General features: G+C 64.4%; 19 protein-coding genes. 3 read left to right on the top strand and 16 right to left on the bottom strand.

Features of this window, described 5'->3' with window-relative positions; translation table 11 throughout:
- Window positions 1–8 precede the first annotated feature (8 nt).
- From ABIB80_RS09610 to ABIB80_RS09575, 8 genes are all read right to left on the bottom strand, one after another.
- Window positions 9–806: an FAD binding domain-containing protein gene (locus tag ABIB80_RS09610; RefSeq protein WP_354127259.1), complete on the bottom strand. Its 798-nt coding sequence runs from the start codon at window positions 804–806 to the stop codon at window positions 9–11.
- A gap of 11 nt (window positions 807–817) precedes the next feature.
- Entirely contained in the window at window positions 818–3,205 is a 2,388-nt protein-coding gene (locus tag ABIB80_RS09605; RefSeq protein WP_354127258.1) for a xanthine dehydrogenase family protein molybdopterin-binding subunit, read from the bottom strand.
- Between the two features lie 2 nt (window positions 3,206–3,207).
- Window positions 3,208–3,699 carry a (2Fe-2S)-binding protein gene (locus ABIB80_RS09600; RefSeq protein WP_354127257.1) on the bottom strand — a complete coding sequence of 164 codons (492 nt, stop codon included), beginning with the start codon at window positions 3,697–3,699 and terminating at the stop codon, window positions 3,208–3,210.
- Between the two features lie 21 nt (window positions 3,700–3,720).
- Window positions 3,721–4,827, bottom strand: a complete 1,107-nt coding sequence (locus ABIB80_RS09595; RefSeq protein WP_007595769.1) for an ABC transporter ATP-binding protein — start codon at window positions 4,825–4,827, stop codon at window positions 3,721–3,723.
- 7 nt (window positions 4,828–4,834) lie between these two features.
- A complete protein-coding gene (locus ABIB80_RS09590; protein ID WP_354127256.1) occupies window positions 4,835–5,737 on the bottom strand; it encodes an ABC transporter permease in 903 nt (300 codons plus the stop codon).
- Window positions 5,734–6,663, bottom strand: coding sequence for an ABC transporter permease (locus ABIB80_RS09585; RefSeq protein WP_007595771.1), 930 nt, complete (start codon window positions 6,661–6,663; stop codon window positions 5,734–5,736). Before ABIB80_RS09585 ends, ABIB80_RS09590 begins: the two co-directional genes overlap by 4 nt.
- A gap of 55 nt (window positions 6,664–6,718) precedes the next feature.
- On the bottom strand, window positions 6,719–8,068 hold the full coding sequence (locus tag ABIB80_RS09580) for an ABC transporter substrate-binding protein (RefSeq protein WP_007595773.1): 1,350 nt from the start codon (window positions 8,066–8,068) through the stop codon (window positions 6,719–6,721).
- A gap of 263 nt (window positions 8,069–8,331) precedes the next feature.
- Window positions 8,332–9,633, bottom strand: a complete 1,302-nt coding sequence (locus ABIB80_RS09575; protein WP_354127255.1) for an MFS transporter — start codon at window positions 9,631–9,633, stop codon at window positions 8,332–8,334.
- A 368-nt stretch (window positions 9,634–10,001) separates the two neighbouring features.
- Between ABIB80_RS09575 and ABIB80_RS09570 the strand changes: the two genes are divergently transcribed.
- From ABIB80_RS09570 to ABIB80_RS09560, 3 genes are read left to right on the top strand one after another with little or no spacing between them, the layout of a single operon-like run.
- Window positions 10,002–11,216 (top strand): ABC transporter substrate-binding protein, encoded by a 1,215-nt coding sequence (locus tag ABIB80_RS09570; protein ID WP_354127254.1) that lies wholly within the window; start codon window positions 10,002–10,004, stop codon window positions 11,214–11,216.
- 7 nt (window positions 11,217–11,223) lie between these two features.
- On the top strand, window positions 11,224–12,957 hold the full coding sequence (locus ABIB80_RS09565; protein ID WP_354127253.1) for an FAD-dependent oxidoreductase: 1,734 nt from the start codon (window positions 11,224–11,226) through the stop codon (window positions 12,955–12,957).
- Between the two features lie 17 nt (window positions 12,958–12,974).
- Window positions 12,975–13,769 carry an IclR family transcriptional regulator gene (locus tag ABIB80_RS09560; RefSeq protein ID WP_354127252.1) on the top strand — a complete coding sequence of 265 codons (795 nt, stop codon included), beginning with the start codon at window positions 12,975–12,977 and terminating at the stop codon, window positions 13,767–13,769.
- A 148-nt stretch (window positions 13,770–13,917) separates the two neighbouring features.
- On the opposite strand, the gene ABIB80_RS09555 is transcribed toward ABIB80_RS09560, so the two are convergent.
- From ABIB80_RS09555 to ABIB80_RS09520, 8 genes are all read right to left on the bottom strand, one after another.
- On the bottom strand, window positions 13,918–14,700 hold the full coding sequence (locus ABIB80_RS09555) for an SDR family NAD(P)-dependent oxidoreductase (protein WP_007595793.1): 783 nt from the start codon (window positions 14,698–14,700) through the stop codon (window positions 13,918–13,920).
- Between the two features lie 57 nt (window positions 14,701–14,757).
- The gene (locus tag ABIB80_RS09550) at window positions 14,758–15,348 is read right to left on the bottom strand and encodes a thiamine pyrophosphate-dependent enzyme (RefSeq protein ID WP_007595794.1); all 591 of its coding nucleotides are present in this window, start codon (window positions 15,346–15,348) and stop codon (window positions 14,758–14,760) included.
- Window positions 15,348–15,887: a thiamine pyrophosphate-binding protein gene (locus ABIB80_RS09545; protein WP_007595796.1), complete on the bottom strand. Its 540-nt coding sequence runs from the start codon at window positions 15,885–15,887 to the stop codon at window positions 15,348–15,350. The genes ABIB80_RS09550 and ABIB80_RS09545 overlap by 1 nt, the downstream gene beginning before the upstream one ends.
- Window positions 15,888–16,212: 325 nt before the next feature.
- Window positions 16,213–16,956 (bottom strand): aspartate/glutamate racemase family protein, encoded by a 744-nt coding sequence (locus ABIB80_RS09540; RefSeq protein ID WP_354127251.1) that lies wholly within the window; start codon window positions 16,954–16,956, stop codon window positions 16,213–16,215.
- Between the two features lie 9 nt (window positions 16,957–16,965).
- Window positions 16,966–18,231 (bottom strand): NAD(P)/FAD-dependent oxidoreductase, encoded by a 1,266-nt coding sequence (locus ABIB80_RS09535; RefSeq protein WP_354127250.1) that lies wholly within the window; start codon window positions 18,229–18,231, stop codon window positions 16,966–16,968.
- 3 nt (window positions 18,232–18,234) lie between these two features.
- Entirely contained in the window at window positions 18,235–19,896 is a 1,662-nt protein-coding gene (locus ABIB80_RS09530; protein WP_354127249.1) for a thiamine pyrophosphate-binding protein, read from the bottom strand.
- A 197-nt stretch (window positions 19,897–20,093) separates the two neighbouring features.
- Window positions 20,094–20,879 (bottom strand): ABC transporter permease, encoded by a 786-nt coding sequence (locus tag ABIB80_RS09525; protein WP_354127248.1) that lies wholly within the window; start codon window positions 20,877–20,879, stop codon window positions 20,094–20,096.
- The gene (locus tag ABIB80_RS09520) at window positions 20,876–21,748 is read right to left on the bottom strand and encodes an ABC transporter permease (RefSeq protein WP_354127247.1); all 873 of its coding nucleotides are present in this window, start codon (window positions 21,746–21,748) and stop codon (window positions 20,876–20,878) included. The genes ABIB80_RS09525 and ABIB80_RS09520 overlap by 4 nt, the downstream gene beginning before the upstream one ends.
- Between the last annotated feature and the right edge of the window lie 3 nt (window positions 21,749–21,751).

Raw genomic sequence — 21,751 nt, 5'->3', positions numbered from 1 at the left:
CTAAAGTGCTAGCTGAGCGCCGCGTCGACGGCGCGCTTGGCCATGACCGTGACGAGATGCGCACGGTAGTCGGCTTCGGCATGGATGTCGGAGGTGAGACCCTCGGTGTCGATCTTGATCGCCGCGATCGCGGACGGATCGAAACTTCGAGACAGCGCATCTTCCATCGGGGGAACGCGGAATACGCCGGAGCCCGCTCCGGTCACGGCCACGCGAACGCCATCGGCGAATTTCGCCACGAACACGCCGACCAGCGCATAGCGCGACGCCGGCGCCTTGAACTTGGCGTAGCCCGCCTTGAGCGGTACGGGAAAGCGGATCGCGGTGATGATCTCGCCAGGTTCGAGCGCGGTCTCGAACAGGCCGCGGAAGAACCCGTCGGCCGCGATCTCGCGCGTGCTGGTGACGACGGTCGCGCCAAGGCCCAGCACACCTGCCGGATAATCGGCCGCCGGATCGTTGTTCGCGACCGAACCGCCGATCGTGCCGCGGATGCGCACGGCGGGATCGCCGATCATCGACGCCAGCGCGGCGAGACCGGGAATCTTTCCCTGCACCAGCTTCGAGGCGGCCACCACCGCGTGTGGCGTCATCGCACCGATGGTGATGGTGGCGCCGCCGTCGGCGATGCCCTTCAGATTCCCGAGCTTCGACAGGTCGATCAAGGCAGGCGGGCTGGCCAGCCGCTGCTTCAGCGTCGGGATCAGCGTCATGCCGCCGGCGACGAGCTTGCTGTCCTCGATCGAGGTCAGCAGTTTGGCAGCGTCGGGAATCCGGTCCGGCTGGTGATAGGCAAACGGTTTCATGATTGTCCTCCCTATTCCGCAGCGACCGGCAGCGATGCATTCTGAAGCAGGCGCCAAATCCGGTTCGGCGTCGCCGGCATGTCGACATGGGTGACGCCGAGATGCGACAGCGCATCGACCACCGCGTTGATGACCGCAGCCGGCGAACCGATGGTGCCGACCTCGCCGCAACCCTTCACGCCCATCGGCGTGTGCGTGCACAGCGTCGAATGGGTCGAGATGTTCATCATCGGCATGTGGTCGGCGCGCGGCATGCAGTAGTCCATCAGCGAGCCCGATAGCAGCTGGCCCGAGCCCTCGTCATAGACCGCGTTCTCGTACAGCGCCTGACCGACGCCCTGCACGATGCCGCCGTGCAACTGGCCCTCGACGATCATCGGGTTGATGACCGTGCCGACGTCGTCCACCGCGGTGTAATTGACCAGCGTCACCGTGCCGGTTTCCGGGTCGATCTCGACCTCGGCGATGTGGCAGCCGCCGGGATAGGTGAAGTTGACGGGATCGTAATAAGCCTGCTCCTCGAGTCCCGGCTCCAGCACTTCGAGCGGATAGTCGTGCGGCACGTAGGCGGCGCCCGCGATCTCCTCGAACGTCTTCATGCGGTCGGTGCCTGCGACCGAGAATTTTCCGGCCTCGAACTGGATATCCATCTCGGCCGCTTCAAGCAGATGCGCCGCGATCTTCTTGCCTTTCGCGACCACCTTGTCGGTCGCCTTCGACAGCGCCGCGCCGCCAACCACCAGCGAACGCGAGCCATAGGTACCCATGCCGAACTGCACGCGATCGGTATCGCCAAACACGATGTCGACATTGTCAAACGCGACGCCGAGCTTTTCCGAGACGATCTGCGCGAACGTCGTCTCGTGGCCCTGGCCGTGATTGTGGGTGCCGATCATGACCGTGACCTGGCCGGTCGGATGCACCCGCACCGTGGCGCTCTCATAGAGCCCGCCGCGCGCGCCCAATCGTCCCGCGAAGCGCGACGGTGCGAGGCCGCAGGCCTCGACATAGGTCGAGTAGCCGAGCCCGCGGAATTTGCCCCTGCGCGCCGACTCCGCCTTGCGGATACCGAAGTTCTTGACGTCGGCCGCGACAAGGGCGCCGTCGAGACACCCCATCGGATCGCCGGAATCGTATTGCACCAGCACCGGCGTCTGATACGGGTAGGCCTCCTTCGGAATCATGTTGCGTCGGCGAATCTCGACGCGGTCGATCCCCATCTCGCTGGCTGCGACGTCGACGATTCGCTCCAGCACGAAGGTCGCCTCGGGACGGCCGGCGCCGCGATAGGCGTCGACCGGAACGGTATTGGTGAACACCACCTTCACGTTGCAGTAGATTGCCGGCGTGGTGTAGACGCCGCCGAGCAGCGGTCCGTAGAGATTGGTCGGGATGTTCGGCCCGAAGGTCGAGAGATAGCCGCCCATATTGGCGAGCGTGTTGACACGGAAGGCCAGGAACTTCCCGGTCTCGTCCAGTGCAAGCTCGGCCTCGGTGACGTGATCGCGGCCGTGACGATCGGAGACGTAGCCTTCCGACCGGCTCGCGACCCATTTGATCGGCCGCATCACGCGCTTGGCGGCCCAGGTGATCACGGCCTCCTCGCCGTAGTGGAACTGCTTGACGCCAAAGCCGCCGCCGACATCGGGCGCGACCACGCGCAATTTGTGCTGCGGAATGTTCAGCACCAGCGCGCCCATCAGGAAGCGCACGACATGCGGGAACTGGCTGGTGGTCCACAGCGTGAAGCGATCCGTGCCGGGCTCGTATTCGGCGATCGCCGCGCGCGGCTCCATCGGGTTGCCGATCAGCCTGTTGTTGACGAGGCTGAGCTTTGCGACATGCGCCGCTTTCCGGAACGCAGTCTCGACCGCGGCCTTGTCGCCGAGCTCCCAATCGCAACAGAGGTTGTTCGGCACGTCGTCGAACAATTGCGGCGCGCCGGGCCGCACGGCTTCGAGCACGCCGACCACTGAGGGCAGCACCTCGTAATCGACCGTGAGCAGTTCGGCCGCCGCGCTGGCCTGCGCCGGCGTCTCCGCGACGACGAAGGCCACCATGTCGCCGACGAAGCGCACCTTGCCCTGCGCCAGCATCGGGAATGGGGGCTCCTTCATCGGCACGCCCTTGGCATCCGAGATACCCCAGCCGCAGGGCAGCGATCCCAGCTTGTCCGCGGCGGCATCCTCGCCGGTCAGGACCGCGATGACGCCGGGCGATGCGAGCGCCGCACTCTTGTCGATGCCGCGCAGGATCGCGTGTCCGTGCGGCGAGCGCACGAACACACCCGCCGTCATGCCGGGACGCTTGATGTCGGAGACGTAATTGCCGCGGCCGGTGAGGAAGCGCTGGTCCTCTTTCCGTTTGGGTGAAGCGCCGATCCCGATCACATTGCCCATGGTCACTCTCCCCTCGCGGTGTTCATGGCGGCAGCGCCAGCCATGACCGAGACGACGATGTTCTGATAGCCGGTGCAGCGGCAGATATTGCCTTCGAGGCCGTGACGGACGTCGACTTCCGTCAGATCCGGCTTCTCGGTCGCAAGCGCCACCGCTGTCATCAGCATACCGGGCGTGCAAAAGCCGCATTGCAGGCCGTGATGCTCGCGAAACGCTTCCTGCATCGGATGCAGCTGGTTCGAACCAGGTTCGCCCTGGAGCCCTTCAATGGTGAGCAGCGTCGCACCGTCGAGCGCGGGCGCGAGCAGTGTGCAGCTCTTCACCGGCAGGCCGTCGAGGTGCACCACGCAGGCGCCGCACTGGCTGGTGTCGCAGCCGATATGGGTACCGGTGAGGTTGAGCCGCTCGCGCAGCAGCTCGGCGACTAGCATCGCCGGTTCGACATCGACAATGGTTGGCCGTCCGTTGAGTGTGAAGGATATCTGCACGATCATACTCCTGTGCGCGACGGGTCTTTAGGCGAGTGGAAGCGCGCTGCCGGTGGCCCATGTGGCCATCACGACGTCGCCGACGGTGAACGGATCCGCGAAGAAAGTCTTTTCCGGCACGTAGGCGACGAACGCGTCGTCCGGCACGGTGTCCAGCATGACCTTGACGAAATAGCCCTGGTATTCGATCGCGAGCACACGACTCGGCAGCAACGTGGTGCAGCCCGGCGGTAGTTCCCTGCCCGGCCGGACCAGCGCGACATCGTCGCGGCGCACGGCGATATCGATCTTGTCACCGACGCTCACCGTGGACCGCGCCTGAAGCGGGACCTCGATGCCATCAGGCGCGGCCTGCGCGAGCGTAAAGGTCGAACCGTTGACCTTCTCGACCCGCCCCGACAGCACGTTCTGCCCGCCCATGAACTCAGCGACGTAACGATCGTGCGGATGGGCATAGACGTCGCGGGCCGCGCCCGCCTGCTTGATCCTGCCCTGCTCCATCACCACCACCAGATCGGCGAGCGCGATCGCCTCGAGCTGGGTATGGGTGACGTGGATGAAGGTGATACCGAGCTCCTGCTGCATCCGCCTGAGCTCCTGGCGCATCTGCACGCGGAGCTGCTCGTCCAGGGCGGACAGCGGTTCGTCGAGCAAGAGTACCCTCGGCTCGGTGATCGCGGCGCGCGCCAGCGCCACACGCTGCTGCTGGCCGCCGGAGAGCTGCGCCGGCAGGCGGTCGGCGAATTGCGTCAGCCGCACCTTCTCGATCATGGCATCCGCAGCGCGCAGGCGATCAGCCTTCGACATGCCGCGCACGCGCAAGGCGAACGCGATGTTGTCGCGCACGGTGAGATGCGGGAACAGCGCGTAGGACTGGAACATCATCGCGGTGCGCCGCTGCACCGGCGCAAGACCGACGACGTTCTGCCCGCCGATCACGATCTCGCCGGCGGTCGGGTCCTCGTGGCCGGCGATCATGCGCAAAATCGTGGTCTTGCCGCAGCCGGAGGGACCGATGAAGCAGCAATAGGCGCCGTCGGCGATCTTGAGATTGACACCGTCCACCACATTGGTGACGCCGTCAAAGCTCTTGCAGACGCCCGCCAGTTCGATATCGCCGCGATCACTCTTCATTCTCAGCTCAACCCTTTGTGCTGCTGCCGCGCTTTTTCTGGATCAGCACGATGCTGCCCAGGCTTGCGCCGATCACGATGAAGGAGACGATCGTCGTCACCGTCCCGAGCGCATAGAGTGAGGGGGACGTGACGTTCAGCGTCATGCTCCAGATCTCCAGCGGCAGCGTGTTCAGTGAGCCCGCGGTCTGGAGGCTGCGCGCAAACTCGTCGTAGGAGAGCGTGAAGCCGAACAGCGCGACCGCGACGAGGCCGGGCGCCAGCACCGGAATCATCACCAGCCGGATCGATTGCCAGCGGCTGGCGCCGAGGTCGTAGGCCGCCTCCTCCCAGACGAGGTTGAAGCGCGACATCACCGCAAACATCACGAGCACGCCGAACGGCAGCGTCCAGGACAGTTGCGCGCCGAGCGCCGAGGTGTACCAGCTCGCATTGAGCCCGAGCGCCTGGAACAACAGACCGGTGCCGAGGCCGAGCACGAGACCCGGCGCGACCAGGCTGCCGATCATCATGTAGAACACGACGGTGTCGCCGCGAAAGCGCTTGCGAAAACCGAGCCCGGCGAGGAACGAGACCACCACCGTGATAACAGTGACAATGACGGCGAGCTTGATCGAGCGGTCGAACGAGCCCTTGACGTCACCGGTCCGCACCTGGGTGAAGAGATCGACGAACCAGTGCAGCGAAGTGCCCTTCATCGGGAACACGAGGCCGCCGCGGATGTCCTGGAACGACAGGACGTAGATGCAGAACATCGGGCCGTAGAGCGCGATCACATAGAACGCAAACAGCGTTGCCAGGACGTAGAACGTCCACGGCCGGCCGCCCTTGCTCGGCGCAATCGCCTTTGTCGCCGGCGCGATCGTCTTTGACACATCGGTTTCGGGCATGTCGGCGAGAACCGCGCTCATCGCGTGATCTCCTGCCTGATGTCGACGGTGCGCAGGATCAGCGAGACGATCGCGACCAGCACCAGCGTCAGCAACACTGCGCTGGCCGCCGCGCTCGGATATTGCAGCACGCCGACGTCCTCGTAGAACGCGCTCACCACCGAAGCCGAGCCGCCGCCGGACATCACCTTGACCACGAAGAAATCGCCCATCACGATCGAGACGACGAAGATGGTGCCGAGGGCGATGCCGCTCTTGGACATCGGCACCACGATCAGGCGCATGATGTCGAAACGGCTGGCGCCTGCATCGATCGCGGCCTCGATCAGCTTCTTGTCGATCCGCGCCATGGAATTGAAGATCGGCACAATCATGAAAATGGTGAGCTGGTGGACATAGGCGATGACGACCGCCAGGTCCGAGAACAGCAGCACTTCCAGCGGCTGGCGGATCACGCCAAGCCCCAGCAGCGCCTGGTTGATCAGGCCTTCCTTGCCGAGCAGCGGAATCCAGGAAATCATCCGGATGATGTTCGAGGTCCAGAACGGCACCGTGCAGAGCAGGAACAGGCCAATCGCCAGCAACTGGTTGCGGACGTGGAAAACCAGGAAGTAGGCGACGAAGAAGCCGATGATCAGTGTGAAGATCCAGGTCAGCACCGTGAATTTGATGGTCGCGAGATACAGCTTCAGCGTCAGCGCCGAATGCAGCACCTCGACATAGCTTGCGAGCGTGAAGCCCGGCGTCAGCCCGCCAAAGCCGTCGGTGGCAAAGAAGCTCGCGGCCAGCACGACCAGGATCGGCGCCACGAAGAATGGCACGAGCACCAGCACGAGCGGAGACACGTAGAGCCAGCCGGCGAGATTTGCGCGTGGTGAGGTTTGAGCTGGACTAAGAGCTGGACTAAGGCTTGGCTGCATGTCGGCAAACGCCTCGAACTCGGTCATTTGGCACCGGCGCATCGCCACGCCGGCGCTTCGTTCACGTCAGGAAAAGCAGGTTTCAGGCCACCTTGAAGTCGTTCCAGCGCTTGTTCATGTAGGCGGCTTCGTCCATCAGCGTATTCCAGCAGGAGATGTTCTTGACGCGGTCGAGGAACGAACCGCCGTCGCGCTTGGTGCCCGCCTTCTCCATCGCAACGCCATAGGGATCGTTGACCACCTCCGGCGCGGGCTGGCCCTCGTACCAGAACGCCCATTCGGCCGGCGTGAGGAATTTCTTCGCAGTCGAAGGCACCGGGCTGTAATAGCCGTAGCGCGCGACGAAGCCGCCCTGCCAGCCCGACAGATACCAGTTGAGATATTCGTAGGCCGCGTCCAGCTTCTTGCCGGAGAGATGCTTCATCAGGCCCATGCCGTTGCACCAGCCGCGATAGCCTTCCTTGCCGTTCTTGATGTTGACCGGCGCGTAGACGCAGGGGATTTCTTTCACGCGCACCGCGGCAACCGCCGGCGACCACATCGACTGGATGACCACTTCGCCCGCCGCCATCAGCTGCACCGACTGGTCGAAGGTAGTCCAGGTCGCGCGGAACTGGCCCTGCTTCTTGAGCTCGATCAGCTTGTTGCAGGTGAAGTCGATCTCCTCCTTGGTCATGTTGCCCTTGTTGCCGTACTTGATCAGCCCGGCGCTTTCGAAGCAGAGCGCGGCGTCCATGATGCCGATCGCGGGCACGTCGAGGATCGCGGCCTTGCCTTTGAATTTCGGATCGATCAGATCCTTCCATTCCGTGACTTCATGGCCGACGAGGTCGGGGCGGTAACCGATGGAGTCGGCGTTGTAGACCTGCGGCAGGAAGGTCGCCCATTCGGTCACGCCGTCGTTCAGATCGGTCGAATCGGGCTTGGCGATATACATGGCCTCGTAGGGCGAGATGCCCTGGCGCGGGATCTTGTGACCGTCGATCTCCCCCTTGGTGAAGATCGGCAGGATGTTGTCGAACTCCTTGATCTTCTTGACCTCGATGCCCTGGATCACGCCGCGCTTGGCGGCGAGCTTGGCCTGCCAGCCCTCGAGATCGGCGATATCGACCGTATTAGGCTGGCTTATGAAGCGGTTGATGGCAGCGGAGGTGTCGAGGTTCTGCATCGTCACCTTGAAGCCGAGATCCTTGGCCGCCTGGTCGCCGATCGCCTTCACCACCGAATAGGACACGCCGACATGGCGCAGCTCGATGTCCTTGATCTCCTGCGCCCAGATGGTTGGGAATCCGCGGATCGCGTCCGATCCTGCGGCAGCGCCGGCCACCGCCGCAGCGCCCTTCAACAGCGTGCGTCGGCTCAGCTTTTTCGCAGACCTGTCGCTCGTCCCCGCCGGATTGGCCGTGGATGTCCCCTTGTCCCTGTCAAGCATGGCAACCCTCGTTGGCTACGATGAACGCTGCGCACCGGTCGCCATTGACCGGCTGCGGATGTGACCAATTGCGCAGGAGGCTATGGGCGGGATGTTGTGAAGTAAAATTGGAAGTAAAAATTCGCTGCATAAACGCGGCTAATGGTTCGCCCCGCTGCACCGGCTTTTGGCAGCGCGCATAAGAAGGCGTCAAGACGTGCATACAAAACGATGGCTTCGAACGTGCGGGCCCGTTCGCGCGGCAGACGTGATGAAGGCGGCCCTCACGACCTGAGCTGGTCCCGCGCCGTCTCCGGCGCCATCAGTGTGGCGATGATGGTGACGATCGACAGGGCGATGATGTAGACCGACACGGCCCAATAAGAACCGGCCCATGCCAGCAGTGCCGTCGCAATCAGCGGCGAAAAGCCGCCGCTGAGCGCCGCGGCGACGTTGGCTCCCAGCGATGCGCCGCTGTAGCGCACCTGGGTGCGGAACAGCTCCGGCATGAAGGCCGCCTTCGGCCCGAACAGCAGCGCATGCGTCAGTGTCATCGTGACGACGAGCGCGAGCGTGATCAGCGCCGGCTCCCTGGTGTCGAGGAACCAGAACAACGGAAACGCCAGCGCCACCGAGAACACACCGCCGGCGAGATACAGCGCCTTGCGGCCGAAGATGTCGGACAGCCAGCCTGCGAGGGGCAACGTCGCGAGCTCGACGAGCGCGGCATAGACCACCGCATTGAGGATCACCTGCCGCGGCAGGCCGAGCTGCGTCGTGGTATAGACCACGGTGAAAACAGTGAGGAGATAAGCAAGCCCGACTTCGGACACCGTGATGCCGATCGCGAGCAGGAAGCTGCGCCAGTCGCGGCGCAGGACTTCCAGCGCCGGCTGCGCCAGGACCTCCTTGCGCTCGAGCACCTCCTTGAAGTGCGGCGTCTCCGCGAGTTTCAGCCTTACGATGAAGCCGACGCCGACGAGCAGGATGCTGATCAGAAACGGCACGCGCCAGCCCCAGCTCAAGAAGTCCGCTTCGGGCAGCTGCGTCATCAGACCGAAAATGCCGGTGGACGCGGCGACTCCGACCGGGAAGCCGATCTGCACCAGACTGCCGTAGAAGCCCCGGCGGTTGCCGGCGTGCTCGGCCACCATGACCACCGCCCCGCTCCACTCGCCACCGAGCCCGATGCCCTGGACGAAGCGCAAAATGACCAGGAAGATCGGCGCCCAGACGCCGATCTGACTGTAGGTCGGCAGGCAACCGATCAGGAACGTGCCCAGTCCCATCGCGATCATGGTCGCGACCAGCATCTTCTTGCGGCCGAGCCGGTCGCCATAATGCCCGATGATCGCGCCGCCGATCGGCCGCGCGACGAAGCCGACCGCATAGGTCGAGAACGCCGCCAGTGTGCCGACGAAGGGATCGAAGCTCGGGAAGAACAGCTTGTTGAAGACGAGTGCGGCGGCCGTGCCGTAGATCAGGAAGTCGTACCACTCGATAGCCGTGCCGAGCGCGCTCGCCCACACCACATGCGCCGTCGTCGATTTCTCCGCCGCAGTGGAGACCCCCGATGCTGCCGTCATTGCCGCGCCCCAAGATTCCTGGGCGCCATCATGGCCAATCGCGATGGCGGTTGCAACTTGTCCGGGCATAGTCGTCGACGAGGATCACAGTGGGTGACAATTGCGCGCTACTGCTTCAGCACCGTCATTGCGAGGAGCCCTTGCGACGAAGCAATCCAGAATCCCGCCGCGGAAAGAACCTGGATTGCTTCGCTTCGCTCGCAATGACGTTGTTGAAACAGTCGCGTGCGCCGCTCCGCAACCTCTTCGCGGCCTTCACGGAACCTGCATCCCCTTTATTCGCCATTGACAAACTTATTCAACATTATCTAACTTGCTCTCACAATAACCAGCCGCGCCAAGCGGCCCATAAACGAGAGGGAACGACGATGAGAGGGCTTTTGGCCTGCGCTATGCTCGGGGCCATGACTTCGGCTGCCATAACCACCGTTGCGAACGCGCAAATCTCCGACGACGCTGTGCGGATCGGCGTGCTGACGGATCTGTCGAGCTGGGGCCGCGACAACAGCGGGCCAGGCTCCGTGGAGGCCGCGAAAATGGCGGTGGAGGAGTTCGGGCCCACCGTGCTCGGCAAGCCGATCGAGATCATAAGCGCCGACCATCAGATGAAGACCGACGTCGGCGTGCAGATCGTGCGCGGCTGGTTCGACAACGGCAAGGTCGATGCCGTCGTCGACATTCCCAATTCCGGCATCGCGATCGCCGTCCACAACATGGTGCGCGAGCGCAACAAGATCGCGCTGCTGTCAGGCCCCGGCGCGAGTTCGTTGACCGACGAGCTTTGCAGCCCGAACACCGTGCACTTCACCTATGATACCTACGCGCTGTCGAAGGTGACGGCCTCCGCCGTGATCAAGGAAGGCGGCAAATCCTGGTACTTCATCACCGCCGACTACGCCTTCGGCCAGCAGCTCGAGAAGGACGCCACGCGCTTCATCAACGAGATGGGCGGCAAGGTTTTGGGTGGCGTGAAGCACCCGACCAATACGGCCGATTTCTCCTCCTTTGCACTCCAGGCGCAAAGCTCGAAATCGGACGTCGTCGCCTTCGCCAATGCAGGCCAGGACACCGACAATGCGATCAAGCAGTCGGGCGAGTTCGGCCTGGTCCAAGGCGGCCAGAAGCTGGTCGGCCTCTTGATGTTCGACACCGACGTGCACGCGATCGGGCTCAAATCCGCGCAGGGCACCTACATGACCACTGCGTCGTACTGGAACATGGACGAGGCGACCCGCGCATGGTCGCGGAAATTCTACGAGCGCACCAAGGTGATGCCGACCATGATCCAGACCGGCGTCTACGGCTCGGTGCTGCATTATCTCAAGGCCATCAAGGCCGCCGGCACCGATGATCCCGCCAAGGCGATGGCCAAGATGCGCGAGCTGCCAATCGAGGATACATTCGTTCATGGCGGACGCTTGCGCGAGGACGGCCGCGTCATTCGCGACATGTATCTCGCCAAGGTGAAAACGCCAGAGCAGTCCAAAGAACCCTGGGATTATTTGGAGATCATCAAGACGGTGAAGGGCGAGGACGCCTTCCGCCCGGTCTCCGAATCCAAATGTCCGCTGCTGAAGAAGTGAGGCCTGCATGACCGGCAACGAGCGCAACGCAATTGAGATTTACGAGTGCGATGTGCTCGTGGCCGGATCTGGCTGCTCCGGCATGTCGGCCGCGATCACCGCGCGCTATCGCGGTCTCGACGTCCTGATCGTCGAGAAGGAGCCGCGCTTCGGCGGCACCACCGCCCGCTCCGGCGGCTGGTTGTGGATTCCCGGCACCTCGCTGGCAAAGGCCTACGGCATCGAGGAGACACCGGAGCAGGCGCGGACTTACCTGCGGCACGAAGCCGGCAACAACTTTGACGCCGCGCGCGTCGATGCATTCCTGAGCGCCGGGCCCGAGGCGGTCGATTTTTTCACCAACAAGACGGCGCTCCGTTTCGACATGCCGCTGGTATTCCCGGATTATCACGCCGAGGCGCCCGGCGGCACCCAGGGTGGTCGTTCGATGGTGGCACGCCCGTTCGACGGCCGCGAGCTCGGCGACCAGATTAAGACCCTCGGCATGCCCCTGCCCGAGCTGACCGTATTCGGAATGATGCTTGGATCCGGCAAGGACATCGTCCATTTCATGCGCGCGACGAAGTCGCTGAATTCGGCGGTCTATGTCGCAAAGCGCCTGTCGCGGCATCTGATGGACGTGCTGCGCTATGGCCGCGGCATGACGCTGACCAACGGCAATGCATTGGCCGGGCGCCTCGCGAAATCCGCACAGGATTTAAAGATTCCGATGTGGCTGTCCGCGCCGGTACGCGAGCTGACGGTCGAGAACGGCACTGTCACCGGCGCCATCGTCGCCCGCGAGGGACGCGACGTCCGCATTCGTGCCAGACAAGGCGTCGTGCTCGCCTGCGGCGGTTTCCCGCATGATGTCGAACGGCGCAAAAAGCTGTTCCCGCACGCGCCGACTGGGAACGAGCATTTTTCGCCGGGACCGACCGGCAATACCGGCGACGGCCTGCGCCTTGCGGAAAGCGCCGGCGGACAGGTCGAGGACCGGCTGCCGAACGCGGCAGCTTGGGTCCCGGTCTCGGTCACCAAGCGCAAGGACGGCTCAAGCGGTGTGATGCCGCATTTCATCGACCGCGCCAAACCCGGCGTGATCGCGGTGATGCGTGACGGCAAGCGCTTTGCCAACGAGGGCAATTCCTATCACGACTTCGTCCAGGCCATGGTGAAGGCTGCGAAGCCCGGCGAGGAGATCGCGGCCTATCTCGTCTGCGATCACCAGACGCTTCGGAAGTACGGCCTCGGCTGCGTGCCGCCATTCCCGATGCCGCTAGGTCATCACCTCAAGACCGGCTATCTCATGCGCGGCGAGACGCTGGAGGCGCTCGCGGCAAAGGCGGGCATCGACAGCATGGCGTTCGTCGAGACCGTCAAGCAGTTCAATGCGACCGCACCACAGGGGCATGATGCGGCCTTCGGCAAGGGCTCAAAGGCCTATAACCGCTACCAGGGCGATGCGCTGCACGGCCCGAACCCGTGCGTCGCGCCCATCGAGAACGGTCCGTTCTACGCCATCAAGATGGTGGTCGGCGATCTCGGCACCTATGCCGGCATCGTCACCGACGAGAATGCGCGGGCGCTGGATGCAGAAGGACGGGTCATTCCGGGGCTCTATGCCGCCGGTAACGACATGGCGAGCATCATGGGCGGCAATTATCCCGGCGCCGGCATCACGCTTGGGCCGGCGCTGACCTTCGGCTACATTGCCGGCCGTCATCTCGCCGACAGCGCCGCCAAGCGCAACGCGGCATAAGCCACGCCAGGAGGCGCATGAAGAGAGAGAGCCGCGGCATCCAGTCGATCGAGGTCGGCGGAGAATTGCTCCGCGCGCTTGCGAGAAGCGGCGGGCCGATGATGCTGCGCGATCTCGCGCGCGAGGCCGGCATGACGCCGGCCAAGGCGCATCCCTATCTCGCCAGCTTCTCCCGCATCGGCCTGATCGAGCAGGACGAGACCACCGGCCGCTACGAGATCGGCGCGCTGGCGCTGGAGCTCGGCCTGATCAGCCTGCGCCGCCTCTCCGGCGTGCGTATCGCCGGACCGAAGATCGCGGCGCTTGCGAGCCAGATTGGGCACGCGGTCTCGCTGGCGGTCTGGGGCACGCATGGCCCGACCGTGGTGCAGCTCGAAGAACCCGGCCAGCCCGTGCACATCGTGATGCGGGCCGGCTCGGTGATGGCCCTGCTGGAGACCGCGACCGGCCGCGCCTTTGCCGCCTTCCTGCCGGAGAAAACCATCGACGCCGCACTCGAAAGCGGCCTCGATCGTCACGGCGTCGGCTATAACCCGAAGCGGCCGATCAAGGGCGTGAAGCTCGCTGACATGCTCACCGAAGTGCGCAAGCACGGCCTCGCCCGCGCGCTCGGCGACCCCCTGCCCGGCGTCAATGCGTTCGCCGCGCCGGTGTTCGACCATTCCGGCCATGTCGCACTGGTGATCACCGCGATGGGGCCGGAAGGCACGTTCGATGCCCGCTGGGACAGCGCGATCGCCCACGCGCTACGCGACTGCGCCGGCGGGATCTCGAAGCGGCTCGGTTACGGGATGACGGTTGCGGCGGAGTGAGGTTGCCTGCAACCACCGCTGTCATGCCCCGCAAAGGCGGGGCATCCAGTACGCCGCGGCCCATCGGCCCTGTCGCTGCTATCTCGGAGTACTGGATCGCCCGGTCAAGCCGGGCGATGACAGCGAGTGTGGGACAACCTTCCGAGTCCTACTTCTCCTTCACCGGCACCGTGTAGTTCAGGATCAACCGCCCGCCATCCGGATAGATCGTCTGCCCCGTGATATAGGACGCATCGTCGCTCGCCAGGAACGCGACGACGGAGGCAACCTCGCTCGGCTCGCCGCCACGGCCGGCCGGCGTGCGTGACATCACGGTTTTGCGGGCATCCTCCGAGGTGTAGATGGACGACGCCACCATGTCGGTCAGGATCGTGCCCGGCCCGACCGCGACGACGCGAATGTTGTGCGGCGCGAGCGCGACGGCAGCCACTGATGTGAGCTGCTTCATGCCGCCCTTGGACATGGCGTAGGTCGCAAGTGCCGGGATTGCCAGCAGTGCATTGACCGACGACATGTTGATGATGACCCCGCCGCCGCTACCTTGCGCAATCATCTGCTTGGCCGCCGCCTGCACGCCGAAGAAGGCGCCCTTCAGGTTGATGCCGATGATCTCGTCGAATTCTTCTTCGGATATCTCCAGGAGGTCCCGGTTGCGGGCGACGCCGGCATTGTTGACCATGATGTCGAGCCGGCCGAACTCTCTTGCAGCCGTTGCGACCAGCTGGTCGACATCGACACGCTTGGCGACATTGCCGACGACAGTGCGCAAGGCATCCGGCCGCGCGAGTTCGGCGGCCGTCGCGGCCAAACCCTCGGCATCGACGTCCGAAATGACGACCTTGACGCCGTCATCCAGAAATCGCTTTGCGCAAGCCTTGCCGATACCGCGCGCCGCGCCGGTGATGGCGGCGACCTTGCCGGATAATTTCATGGTCTCACTCCAGGATAGCTGCTTCACAGCAGACTGTCGCCGGGTGAGAAACCCGGCTCAGGCCGCCGCGAAGCCGAGATGAGCACGGAACCGGTTCTTGATAAAGACAGCATCGCGCGAGGGCAGCGAGCGCGGTGGATTTTCCGCCAGAACCTTGATGACAAGCAGCCGCGGGCCATCGGCCGGCTCGGCGATTTGGGTTGCGAGGCGCTGCACCTCCTCGATCGTCCGCACGGTTCCGGCAGCGGCAAAGCCGCAAGCCACGGCGATTGCGGTGAGATCGACGCCGCGCCCGGTGTGGCTGGCCTGCATCCCGGTCTCGCCAAAATGCTGGTTGTCGATCACGACGATGTCGAGATTGCGCGGGCGCGCGACTCCGATGGTGGCGATGCCGCCGAGGCCCATCAATTGCTCGCCATCCCCGGTCAAGGCGAGGACGCGTTTTCCCGGCTGGGCTTGCGCGAGGCCAAGCCCGATCAGCGCGGCGCCGCCCATGGCGCCCCAGAGATAGAAATTGCCGTCGTGGTCGCCGACCGAATGAAGGTCATAGGTCGGCGAGCCGAGGCCGGAGACGACCAGAGTGTCGTTGCGATTCTTCAGGAGCGCGGCGACGGCGGCGCGGCGGTCGAGTTGGGCTTGCATTGGCATCACCACTTCTTCTTGCCGATCAGGCGCTGCCCGATCAGCACCGCGATCTGCTGATCGGAATCGTAGGCGAGCGCTGCGGCCGATTCGACCGTCTCGACCAGATCCTCCGCCGTCTCCGCCCGCATCACCTTCAAACCAATCGCTTCCAGCGAGGGCTGTGTCGCCCGGCTCATCGGCACCTGCCAGGGATTGAACTCGGCCCATTCGCCGCGCATCGTCACCAGCATCAGCAGTGGAAATCGTCCGATCGCCGACAGCGACAGCATGTTGATGCAATTGCCGACCCCGCTCGACTGCATCAAGAGCACGCTGCGCTGGCCGCCGAGCCAGGCGCCGGCGGCGATGGCGACGCCCTCCTCTTCCGTCGTCAGCACGTTGGTGGTGACGTCGCGATCGGCCGAGAACAGGCTGATGAGCTGGCTGTGGCCGGCATCGGGGACGTATGACATCTGCCGCACGTCGGCGGCTTTCAGGATGCGGTAGAGCTCGGACGGCCAATTGTCTGCGCGCGTGTCGGGATTGGATTGAAGGCTGTGCACCGCATGTCTCCGTGGATTTCGAGCGGCACTCTAACGATGTTCAGGCGCGAAAGCTCTGACCGTCTGGCGCGATCAGGTATCGAGGGATTGTATAGCTGCCTCTTCCGCTGCCGGTGGGACAGCGCACGATGCGCATGGCTGCGCCCTCTCCCCTTGCGGGAGAGGGCATCACCGCTGACAGATACAAACTCATTTGGATGAGGGGTATCTCTCCGTGCACTCATCCGCATCTATATGCGCGGAGAGATACCCCTCATCCGGCGCTTCGCGCCACCTTCTCCCACAAGGGTAGAAGGAAGAGGAGCCATAGGCAACTTCTCGACCTCTAGCCAAACTGGCGCGGCCGCAGTCCTGCATGAAACCAGGTGATCATGGAATAGATATCGTAGACGGGCAATCCGACCTCGGCCTGAAGCGCCGCCGCATAAGGCGGCATGTTGGTGCATTCCAGCACGATCGCGCCGACATCCGGGTTGCTGGCGACCAGCTCCTTGCCGGCCTCGACCACGTCACGTTCGGCCTGCGCGATATCCATGTCGTCCTTCTCGGCCTTGATCAGGACGCGGAAGAATTCCTTGCCGTGCTCGGTGCCGACCAGCGGCGTATCGAGCGGCACGCCGGCGCCTTCGAGATGAGCCGGCGTCAAGGATGAACCTGAGACCGTGACGAGGCCGACGCGCTTGCCCGGCGGCAAGGTCGCCTGCACCCACGGCACCTGCATCAGTGACGAGGTCGCGACGGGAACGCCGACCGCGGCTGCGATCTCCTTCTGGAACAGCGAGAGGAAGCCGCAATTGGTGGTGATGGCTTCCGCCCCGAGCCGCACCAGATCCTTCGCCGCATCGATGAAATCAGGCAGCAGACCGGCCGCACCGTTCAGCACCACTTTCTCGGGCGAGGCACCGCTCACCACGCGATAGAGCACGGGGAAAGGCCAGGTGGTGCCGTTGCCCATGTCGCCGGGAATGCGGGGAAAGCGCGCCTCCAACATCAGGATGCCGAGCGGTGCTCCATAGATGGCCTTGCCGCCGCGGGCGATACGAGAAGGCGAGTTGGCAGGATGGGTCATGGTACGATCTCAGAGAAAACGATCGGGCGAAAACGGTGCCAGCGGAATTTCCGGCGGCTTGCCGCTCAGAAGCTGGGCGACGAGACGACCGGTGCGGGCCGAGCCGACCAGGCCGATATGGCCGTGGCCGAAGGCATAGACGATATCGCGCGAGGCCCGCGCGTAACCGATGCAGGGACGTCCGTCTGGCATGCTCGGCCGATGACCGAACCAGGTCTTGATGCGGGAGGCCGGAATGTCCTTGGGCAGTTTTGGGAACATGCTGACGAGATGGTTGCGCAGAATCTCGGCACGTTTCCAGTTCGGCGCGGCCTCGAGGCCTGCGATCTCGACCGTGCCGGCGGCGCGCAAACCCTTGTCGGTCCAGTTCACCACCATCTTCGCATCCGAGGCCATCATCGAGCTGCGCGGGCCCGTTTCCGGATTCTCGATCATCACGTGATAGCCGCGCTCGGTCTCCAGCGGCAGCGGATCGCCGATGGACGCCGTGAGCCGCTTCGAATGCGCACCGGCGGCAATCACCGCGGCATCACACGCAATCTCGCCGGCCTCGGACAGGACAGCCACGAGCTTGTTGCCGGATAGTTTCAGCCCAATTGCCTTGGCCCGCACGAGCTCGGCGCCGCTTGCCAGCGCATGTTGCGCGAGGGCCGCGACATAGGCACCGGGGTCGCGGCAGCGACCGGCTTCCTCCACCACCACGCCAAAAGTGTAGCGCGGATGCAGATCGGGCTCGCGCTGACGCATCTCGTCGGCCGAAAGCTCCAGCCATTCGACACCGACGCGCTTGCGCACGCGCCAGCCGAGATCATTGTCGAAATTGCCGCGTGACGGGAAGACATGCATCACGCCGTTACGCTCGATCAATTCAGGAACGCCCGCCTCCTCCGCGAGCTTCCTGTGCAATAGCGGCGCGTCCTTCAGGAGATCGCGCAGCGCAAATGCCGTCTTCTCGACCCGCGCCTCGGTCCAGCCCGAGAGCAGATATTTGATCAACCAGGGCAGCGCCTTCGGCAGATAAGACCAGCGGATCGCGAGTGGCCCGAGCGGATCCATCAGATAACCCGGCACCTTCTTCCAGACACCGGGCTCGGCCGGCGGGATCACCGAATGCGAGGAGAGCCAGCCGGCATTGCCGTAGCTCGCCGCCTGTTCGCCACCGGGCTCGCCCGGATCGATCAGCGTGACGCGATGGCCCTCGCGCAGCGCCTCGATCGCGCTGATCACGCCGACCGCGCCGGCACCGATGATGGCGACGTGGCGGCCTTGCGGCATCGGCTATGCCTTCACCGCAGGGGCAAAGTCCTTGCCGACCGACATCGCACGCGGATCGATGATGCAGTGGAGGATCGACGGCTTGCCCGAGGCAAGCGCACGCTCGAACGCCGGCGCGAACTCTTCGGTGCGCTCGACGCGCTCGCCATGGCCGCCGAATGCTTTTGCGTACATCGCGAAATCCGGGTTCTTGAGCTGGGTGCCGACCACGCGTCCGGGATAGTCGCGCTCCTGGTGCATGCGGATGGTGCCGTATTGCGCATTGTCGACGACGATGACGACGAGGGCTGCGTCGTACTGCACGGCGGTCGCGAATTCCTGCCCGTTCATCAGGAAGCAGCCGTCACCGGCAAAGGCGATAACAGTACGGTCCGGATATTGTCGCTTCGCGAGCACCGCGGCCGGCACACCGTAGCCCATCGAGCCCGACGTCGGCGCGAGCTGCGAGGCAAAGCTGTGAAAGCGATGATGCCGATGGATCCAGCCGGCGTAGTTGCCGGCGCCGTTGCAGACGATCGCGTCCTTGGGCAGGCGATCGCGCAGCCAGGTCATGACCTGGCCATACTGGAACGTGCCCGGCAGCTCGCGCGCCTTGTCGGTCCAGGCGAGATAATCGGCATGCGCCTTGGCGGCCTCGCCCTTCCAGGCAACGGCGCCGGCCGGCTTCAGCGTCTCGACCGCGGCCGCGAACGCGGCGGGTGTGGCCTGGATCGCGAGCTCAGGCTGATAGATGCGGCCGAGCTCTTCGGAGCCGGGATGAACGTGGATCAGCTTCTGCCGCGGGGTCGGAATGTCGAGCAGCGTGTAGGATGAGGACGGCATCTCCGACATGCGGCCGCCGATGAGAAGAATGACATCGGCGCCGTCGATCCGCGCCTTCAGGCCCGGGCTCGGGCCGATGCCGAGGTCGCCGGCATAATGCGAGTGATCGGCGTCGATCAGCGACGCGCGGCGGAACGAGGTCGCGACCGGCAGGTCGAACCGCTCGGCAAAGCGCGCGATGCTCCTGGTCGCCTCATCGGTCCAGCGCGAGCCGCCGAGAATGACGAGCGGCGCCTTCGCGCCCGCAAGCATGGCGCCAACGCGCTCGATATCTGCGGGCGCCGGCCAGCTCATCGCCGGCTCGATCCGCATGGCGTCCGCAACGGCTGCGGTCTCGGTCAGCATGTTCTCGGGCAGCGAGATCACCACGGGACCGGGACGGCCCTGCATGGCGACGCGGAAGGCGCGCGCGACCAGCTCCGGAATGCGGTCGGGACGATCGATCTCGACCGCCCATTTCGCCATGGTGCCGAACACCGCCTTGTAGTCGAGCTCCTGGAACGCCTCGCGCTCGCGCATGCCGGTGTCGACCTGACCGACGAACAGGATCATCGGCGTGGAATCCTGCATCGCGATGTGCACGCCGTGGCTGGCATTGGTGGCGCCGGGGCCGCGGGTGACGAAGCAGATACCGGGACGGCCGGTGAGCTTGCCATAGGCCTCCGCCATCATCGCGGCACCGCCCTCGGCGCGGCAGATCATGACGTCGATCGGGCTGTCGTGCAGCGCATCGAGCGCCGCAAGGTAGCTCTCGCCCGGCACGCAGGTGACGCGCTCGACGCCTTGCGCGACCAGCTGATCGATCAGGATCTGGCCCCCGGTGCGGGTGTTGCGAATGGTCATGACGGCTCCCTCAAGGCTTTGGCGATGCGTTTCGCAGCTTCGCGAAAATTTTGTTCCGGGCTGGCGTAGGACAGCCGGAAACAAGGTGCAAGGCCGAAACCGCTGCCCGGCATTACGGCCTCGTCATGCCTCTCCAGAAAATAGCGGCGGCAGCCATGCCTCTCTCGGACGTCGACCGGGGAGCAGGCCCCTTGCCGTCATGCCCCTTTGCGCTGCCGAGCGCTTGCCAGCAGCACCAGCATGAACGAGGCCGCCGTCATCAGTGTCGAGATGGCGGCGATGGTTGGGTCGATCTCGTCGCGGAGCGCGGTGAACATACGCTTGGTCAGCGGCTGATACTGGCCGCCGGAGATGAACAGCGCGACGATGGTCTCGTCCATCGCCGAGATGAAGGCGAAGATACCGCCTGCGACCACGCTGGACTTGATCTGCGGCAAGGTCACCGCGAAGAAGCTGCGCAGGCGGTTCATGCCGAGGCTGCGTGCGACCATCTCCTGCGCCGGATCGAAGCTTTGCAGGCCCGCCAGCACCGAGATGATGACGTATGGCAGGCCCAACATGACATTCGCCAGCACCAGGCCCGGCAGCGTCGCGACCAAGCCGACTTTCGCATAGAGGAAGAAGATGCCCACCGCGGTGATGATGATCGGCACCACCAGCGGCAACAGCAGCATCATGTGGATAAGCCGCATGATCCGCAGCTTCGACTGGCTGATGCCATAGGCGGCGGCGACGCCGAGCGGCGTTGCGATAACCACCGTCAGGAGCCCGACCGTCAGCGTCACCCGCGTCGCCTGCATCCAGGCCGAGTTGAAGAAATACTGCTGATACCAGCGCAGCGAGAACGACGGCGGCGGAAAGGTCAGAAAGCGCGCGCTGGAGAAGGAGATCGGGGCGATGATCAGCACCGGCAGGATCAGGTAGACCAGCACCAGCGCGCTGATCATATAGAGGGCGATCCGGGCGGGCGACAATCGCGTCATTTCTGCCCCAATATGCGATCGAGCGAGATGAAGCGGCTGACGGCGAAAAAGATCGCGAGCACGCTTAAGAGCAGCACGACGGCGACCGCGCTCGCAGCACCGAACTGGTTGTAGAGCTCGACATTGCGGCTCACCAGCATCGACACCATCACCGTGCGGCCGCCGCCGAGCAGTTCCGGCGTGATGTAGAAGCCGAGGCAGAGCACGAACACCATGGTGCAGCCTGCGAGCACGCCGGGCAGAGACAGCGGCAGAAAGACGCGAACGAAGGTGAGCGACGGGCTCGCCCCCAGGCTGGCGCCGGCCTGCATGAGATCGCTCGGGATCTTCTGCATGGTGGCATAGAGCGGCAGCACCATGAACGGCAGGAGGATGTGTACCGTCGCAACCACCGTGCCCAAGGTGTTGTGCACCAGCGCGAGCGGTTCGCTCGTCACGTCGAGATAACGCAAAAGCTGGTTGATCACGCCGGTGCGCTGGAGCAGCGCCAGCCAGGCATAGGCCCGCACCAGCACACTGGTCCAGAACGGCAGCACGACCAGCGACAGGATGAGAATACTCCATCCTTTCGGCACCGAGTTGGCGAGGTAGGCCACGGGATAGCCAAGCAGCAGTGCGATCCCCGTGACCGCGAGGCTGATCTCGAAGGTCAGCGCAAAACTTCGCCAGTAGATGTCTTCGGTGAAGACGCGGCGATAATTCTCCAGCGTGAAGCCGTCATGGTAGATCGACTGCCAGGCGAGCCAGCCGACCGGCAGCACGATCAGAGCCAGGATCACCAGCAGCGCCGGCGACACCAATGCCAGCATCAGCCCATGCTCGCGGCGCTGATGCTTTTGGGAGGGATCTGGCATTGATGTCGTCAGCATTTG

This window comes from Bradyrhizobium sp. i1.15.2 (genome assembly GCF_040548425.1).
Taxonomy (GTDB): domain Bacteria; phylum Pseudomonadota; class Alphaproteobacteria; order Rhizobiales; family Xanthobacteraceae; genus Bradyrhizobium; species Bradyrhizobium canariense.
The sequence above is the reverse complement of the archived record's forward strand: the minus strand, read 5'-3'. Positions and strand labels throughout refer to the sequence as shown.

What these genes read in the sequence shown, in the direction of transcription:
- ABIB80_RS09610 (WP_354127259.1), bottom strand. Translation starts at nt 806, where the DNA reads ATGAAACCGTTTGCCTATCACCAGCCGGACCGGATTCCCGACGCTGCC.
- ABIB80_RS09520 (WP_354127247.1), bottom strand. Translation starts at nt 21,748, where the DNA reads ATGCTGACGACATCAATGCCAGATCCCTCCCAAAAGCATCAGCGCCGC.
- ABIB80_RS09550 (WP_007595794.1), bottom strand. Translation starts at nt 15,348, where the DNA reads ATGCCAATGCAAGCCCAACTCGACCGCCGCGCCGCCGTCGCCGCGCTC.
- ABIB80_RS09555 (WP_007595793.1), bottom strand. Translation starts at nt 14,700, where the DNA reads ATGAAATTATCCGGCAAGGTCGCCGCCATCACCGGCGCGGCGCGCGGT.
- ABIB80_RS09560 (WP_354127252.1), top strand. Translation starts at nt 12,975, where the DNA reads ATGAAGAGAGAGAGCCGCGGCATCCAGTCGATCGAGGTCGGCGGAGAA.
- ABIB80_RS09530 (WP_354127249.1), bottom strand. Translation starts at nt 19,896, where the DNA reads ATGACCATTCGCAACACCCGCACCGGGGGCCAGATCCTGATCGATCAG.
- ABIB80_RS09590 (WP_354127256.1), bottom strand. Translation starts at nt 5,737, where the DNA reads ATGAGCGCGGTTCTCGCCGACATGCCCGAAACCGATGTGTCAAAGACG.
- ABIB80_RS09535 (WP_354127250.1), bottom strand. Translation starts at nt 18,231, where the DNA reads ATGCCGCAAGGCCGCCACGTCGCCATCATCGGTGCCGGCGCGGTCGGC.
- ABIB80_RS09540 (WP_354127251.1), bottom strand. Translation starts at nt 16,956, where the DNA reads ATGACCCATCCTGCCAACTCGCCTTCTCGTATCGCCCGCGGCGGCAAG.
- ABIB80_RS09595 (WP_007595769.1), bottom strand. Translation starts at nt 4,827, where the DNA reads ATGAAGAGTGATCGCGGCGATATCGAACTGGCGGGCGTCTGCAAGAGC.
- ABIB80_RS09605 (WP_354127258.1), bottom strand. Translation starts at nt 3,205, where the DNA reads ATGGGCAATGTGATCGGGATCGGCGCTTCACCCAAACGGAAAGAGGAC.
- ABIB80_RS09575 (WP_354127255.1), bottom strand. Translation starts at nt 9,633, where the DNA reads ATGACGGCAGCATCGGGGGTCTCCACTGCGGCGGAGAAATCGACGACG.
- ABIB80_RS09565 (WP_354127253.1), top strand. Translation starts at nt 11,224, where the DNA reads ATGACCGGCAACGAGCGCAACGCAATTGAGATTTACGAGTGCGATGTG.
- ABIB80_RS09585 (WP_007595771.1), bottom strand. Translation starts at nt 6,663, where the DNA reads ATGACCGAGTTCGAGGCGTTTGCCGACATGCAGCCAAGCCTTAGTCCA.
- ABIB80_RS09570 (WP_354127254.1), top strand. Translation starts at nt 10,002, where the DNA reads ATGAGAGGGCTTTTGGCCTGCGCTATGCTCGGGGCCATGACTTCGGCT.
- ABIB80_RS09525 (WP_354127248.1), bottom strand. Translation starts at nt 20,879, where the DNA reads ATGACGCGATTGTCGCCCGCCCGGATCGCCCTCTATATGATCAGCGCG.
- ABIB80_RS09600 (WP_354127257.1), bottom strand. Translation starts at nt 3,699, where the DNA reads ATGATCGTGCAGATATCCTTCACACTCAACGGACGGCCAACCATTGTC.
- ABIB80_RS09580 (WP_007595773.1), bottom strand. Translation starts at nt 8,068, where the DNA reads ATGCTTGACAGGGACAAGGGGACATCCACGGCCAATCCGGCGGGGACG.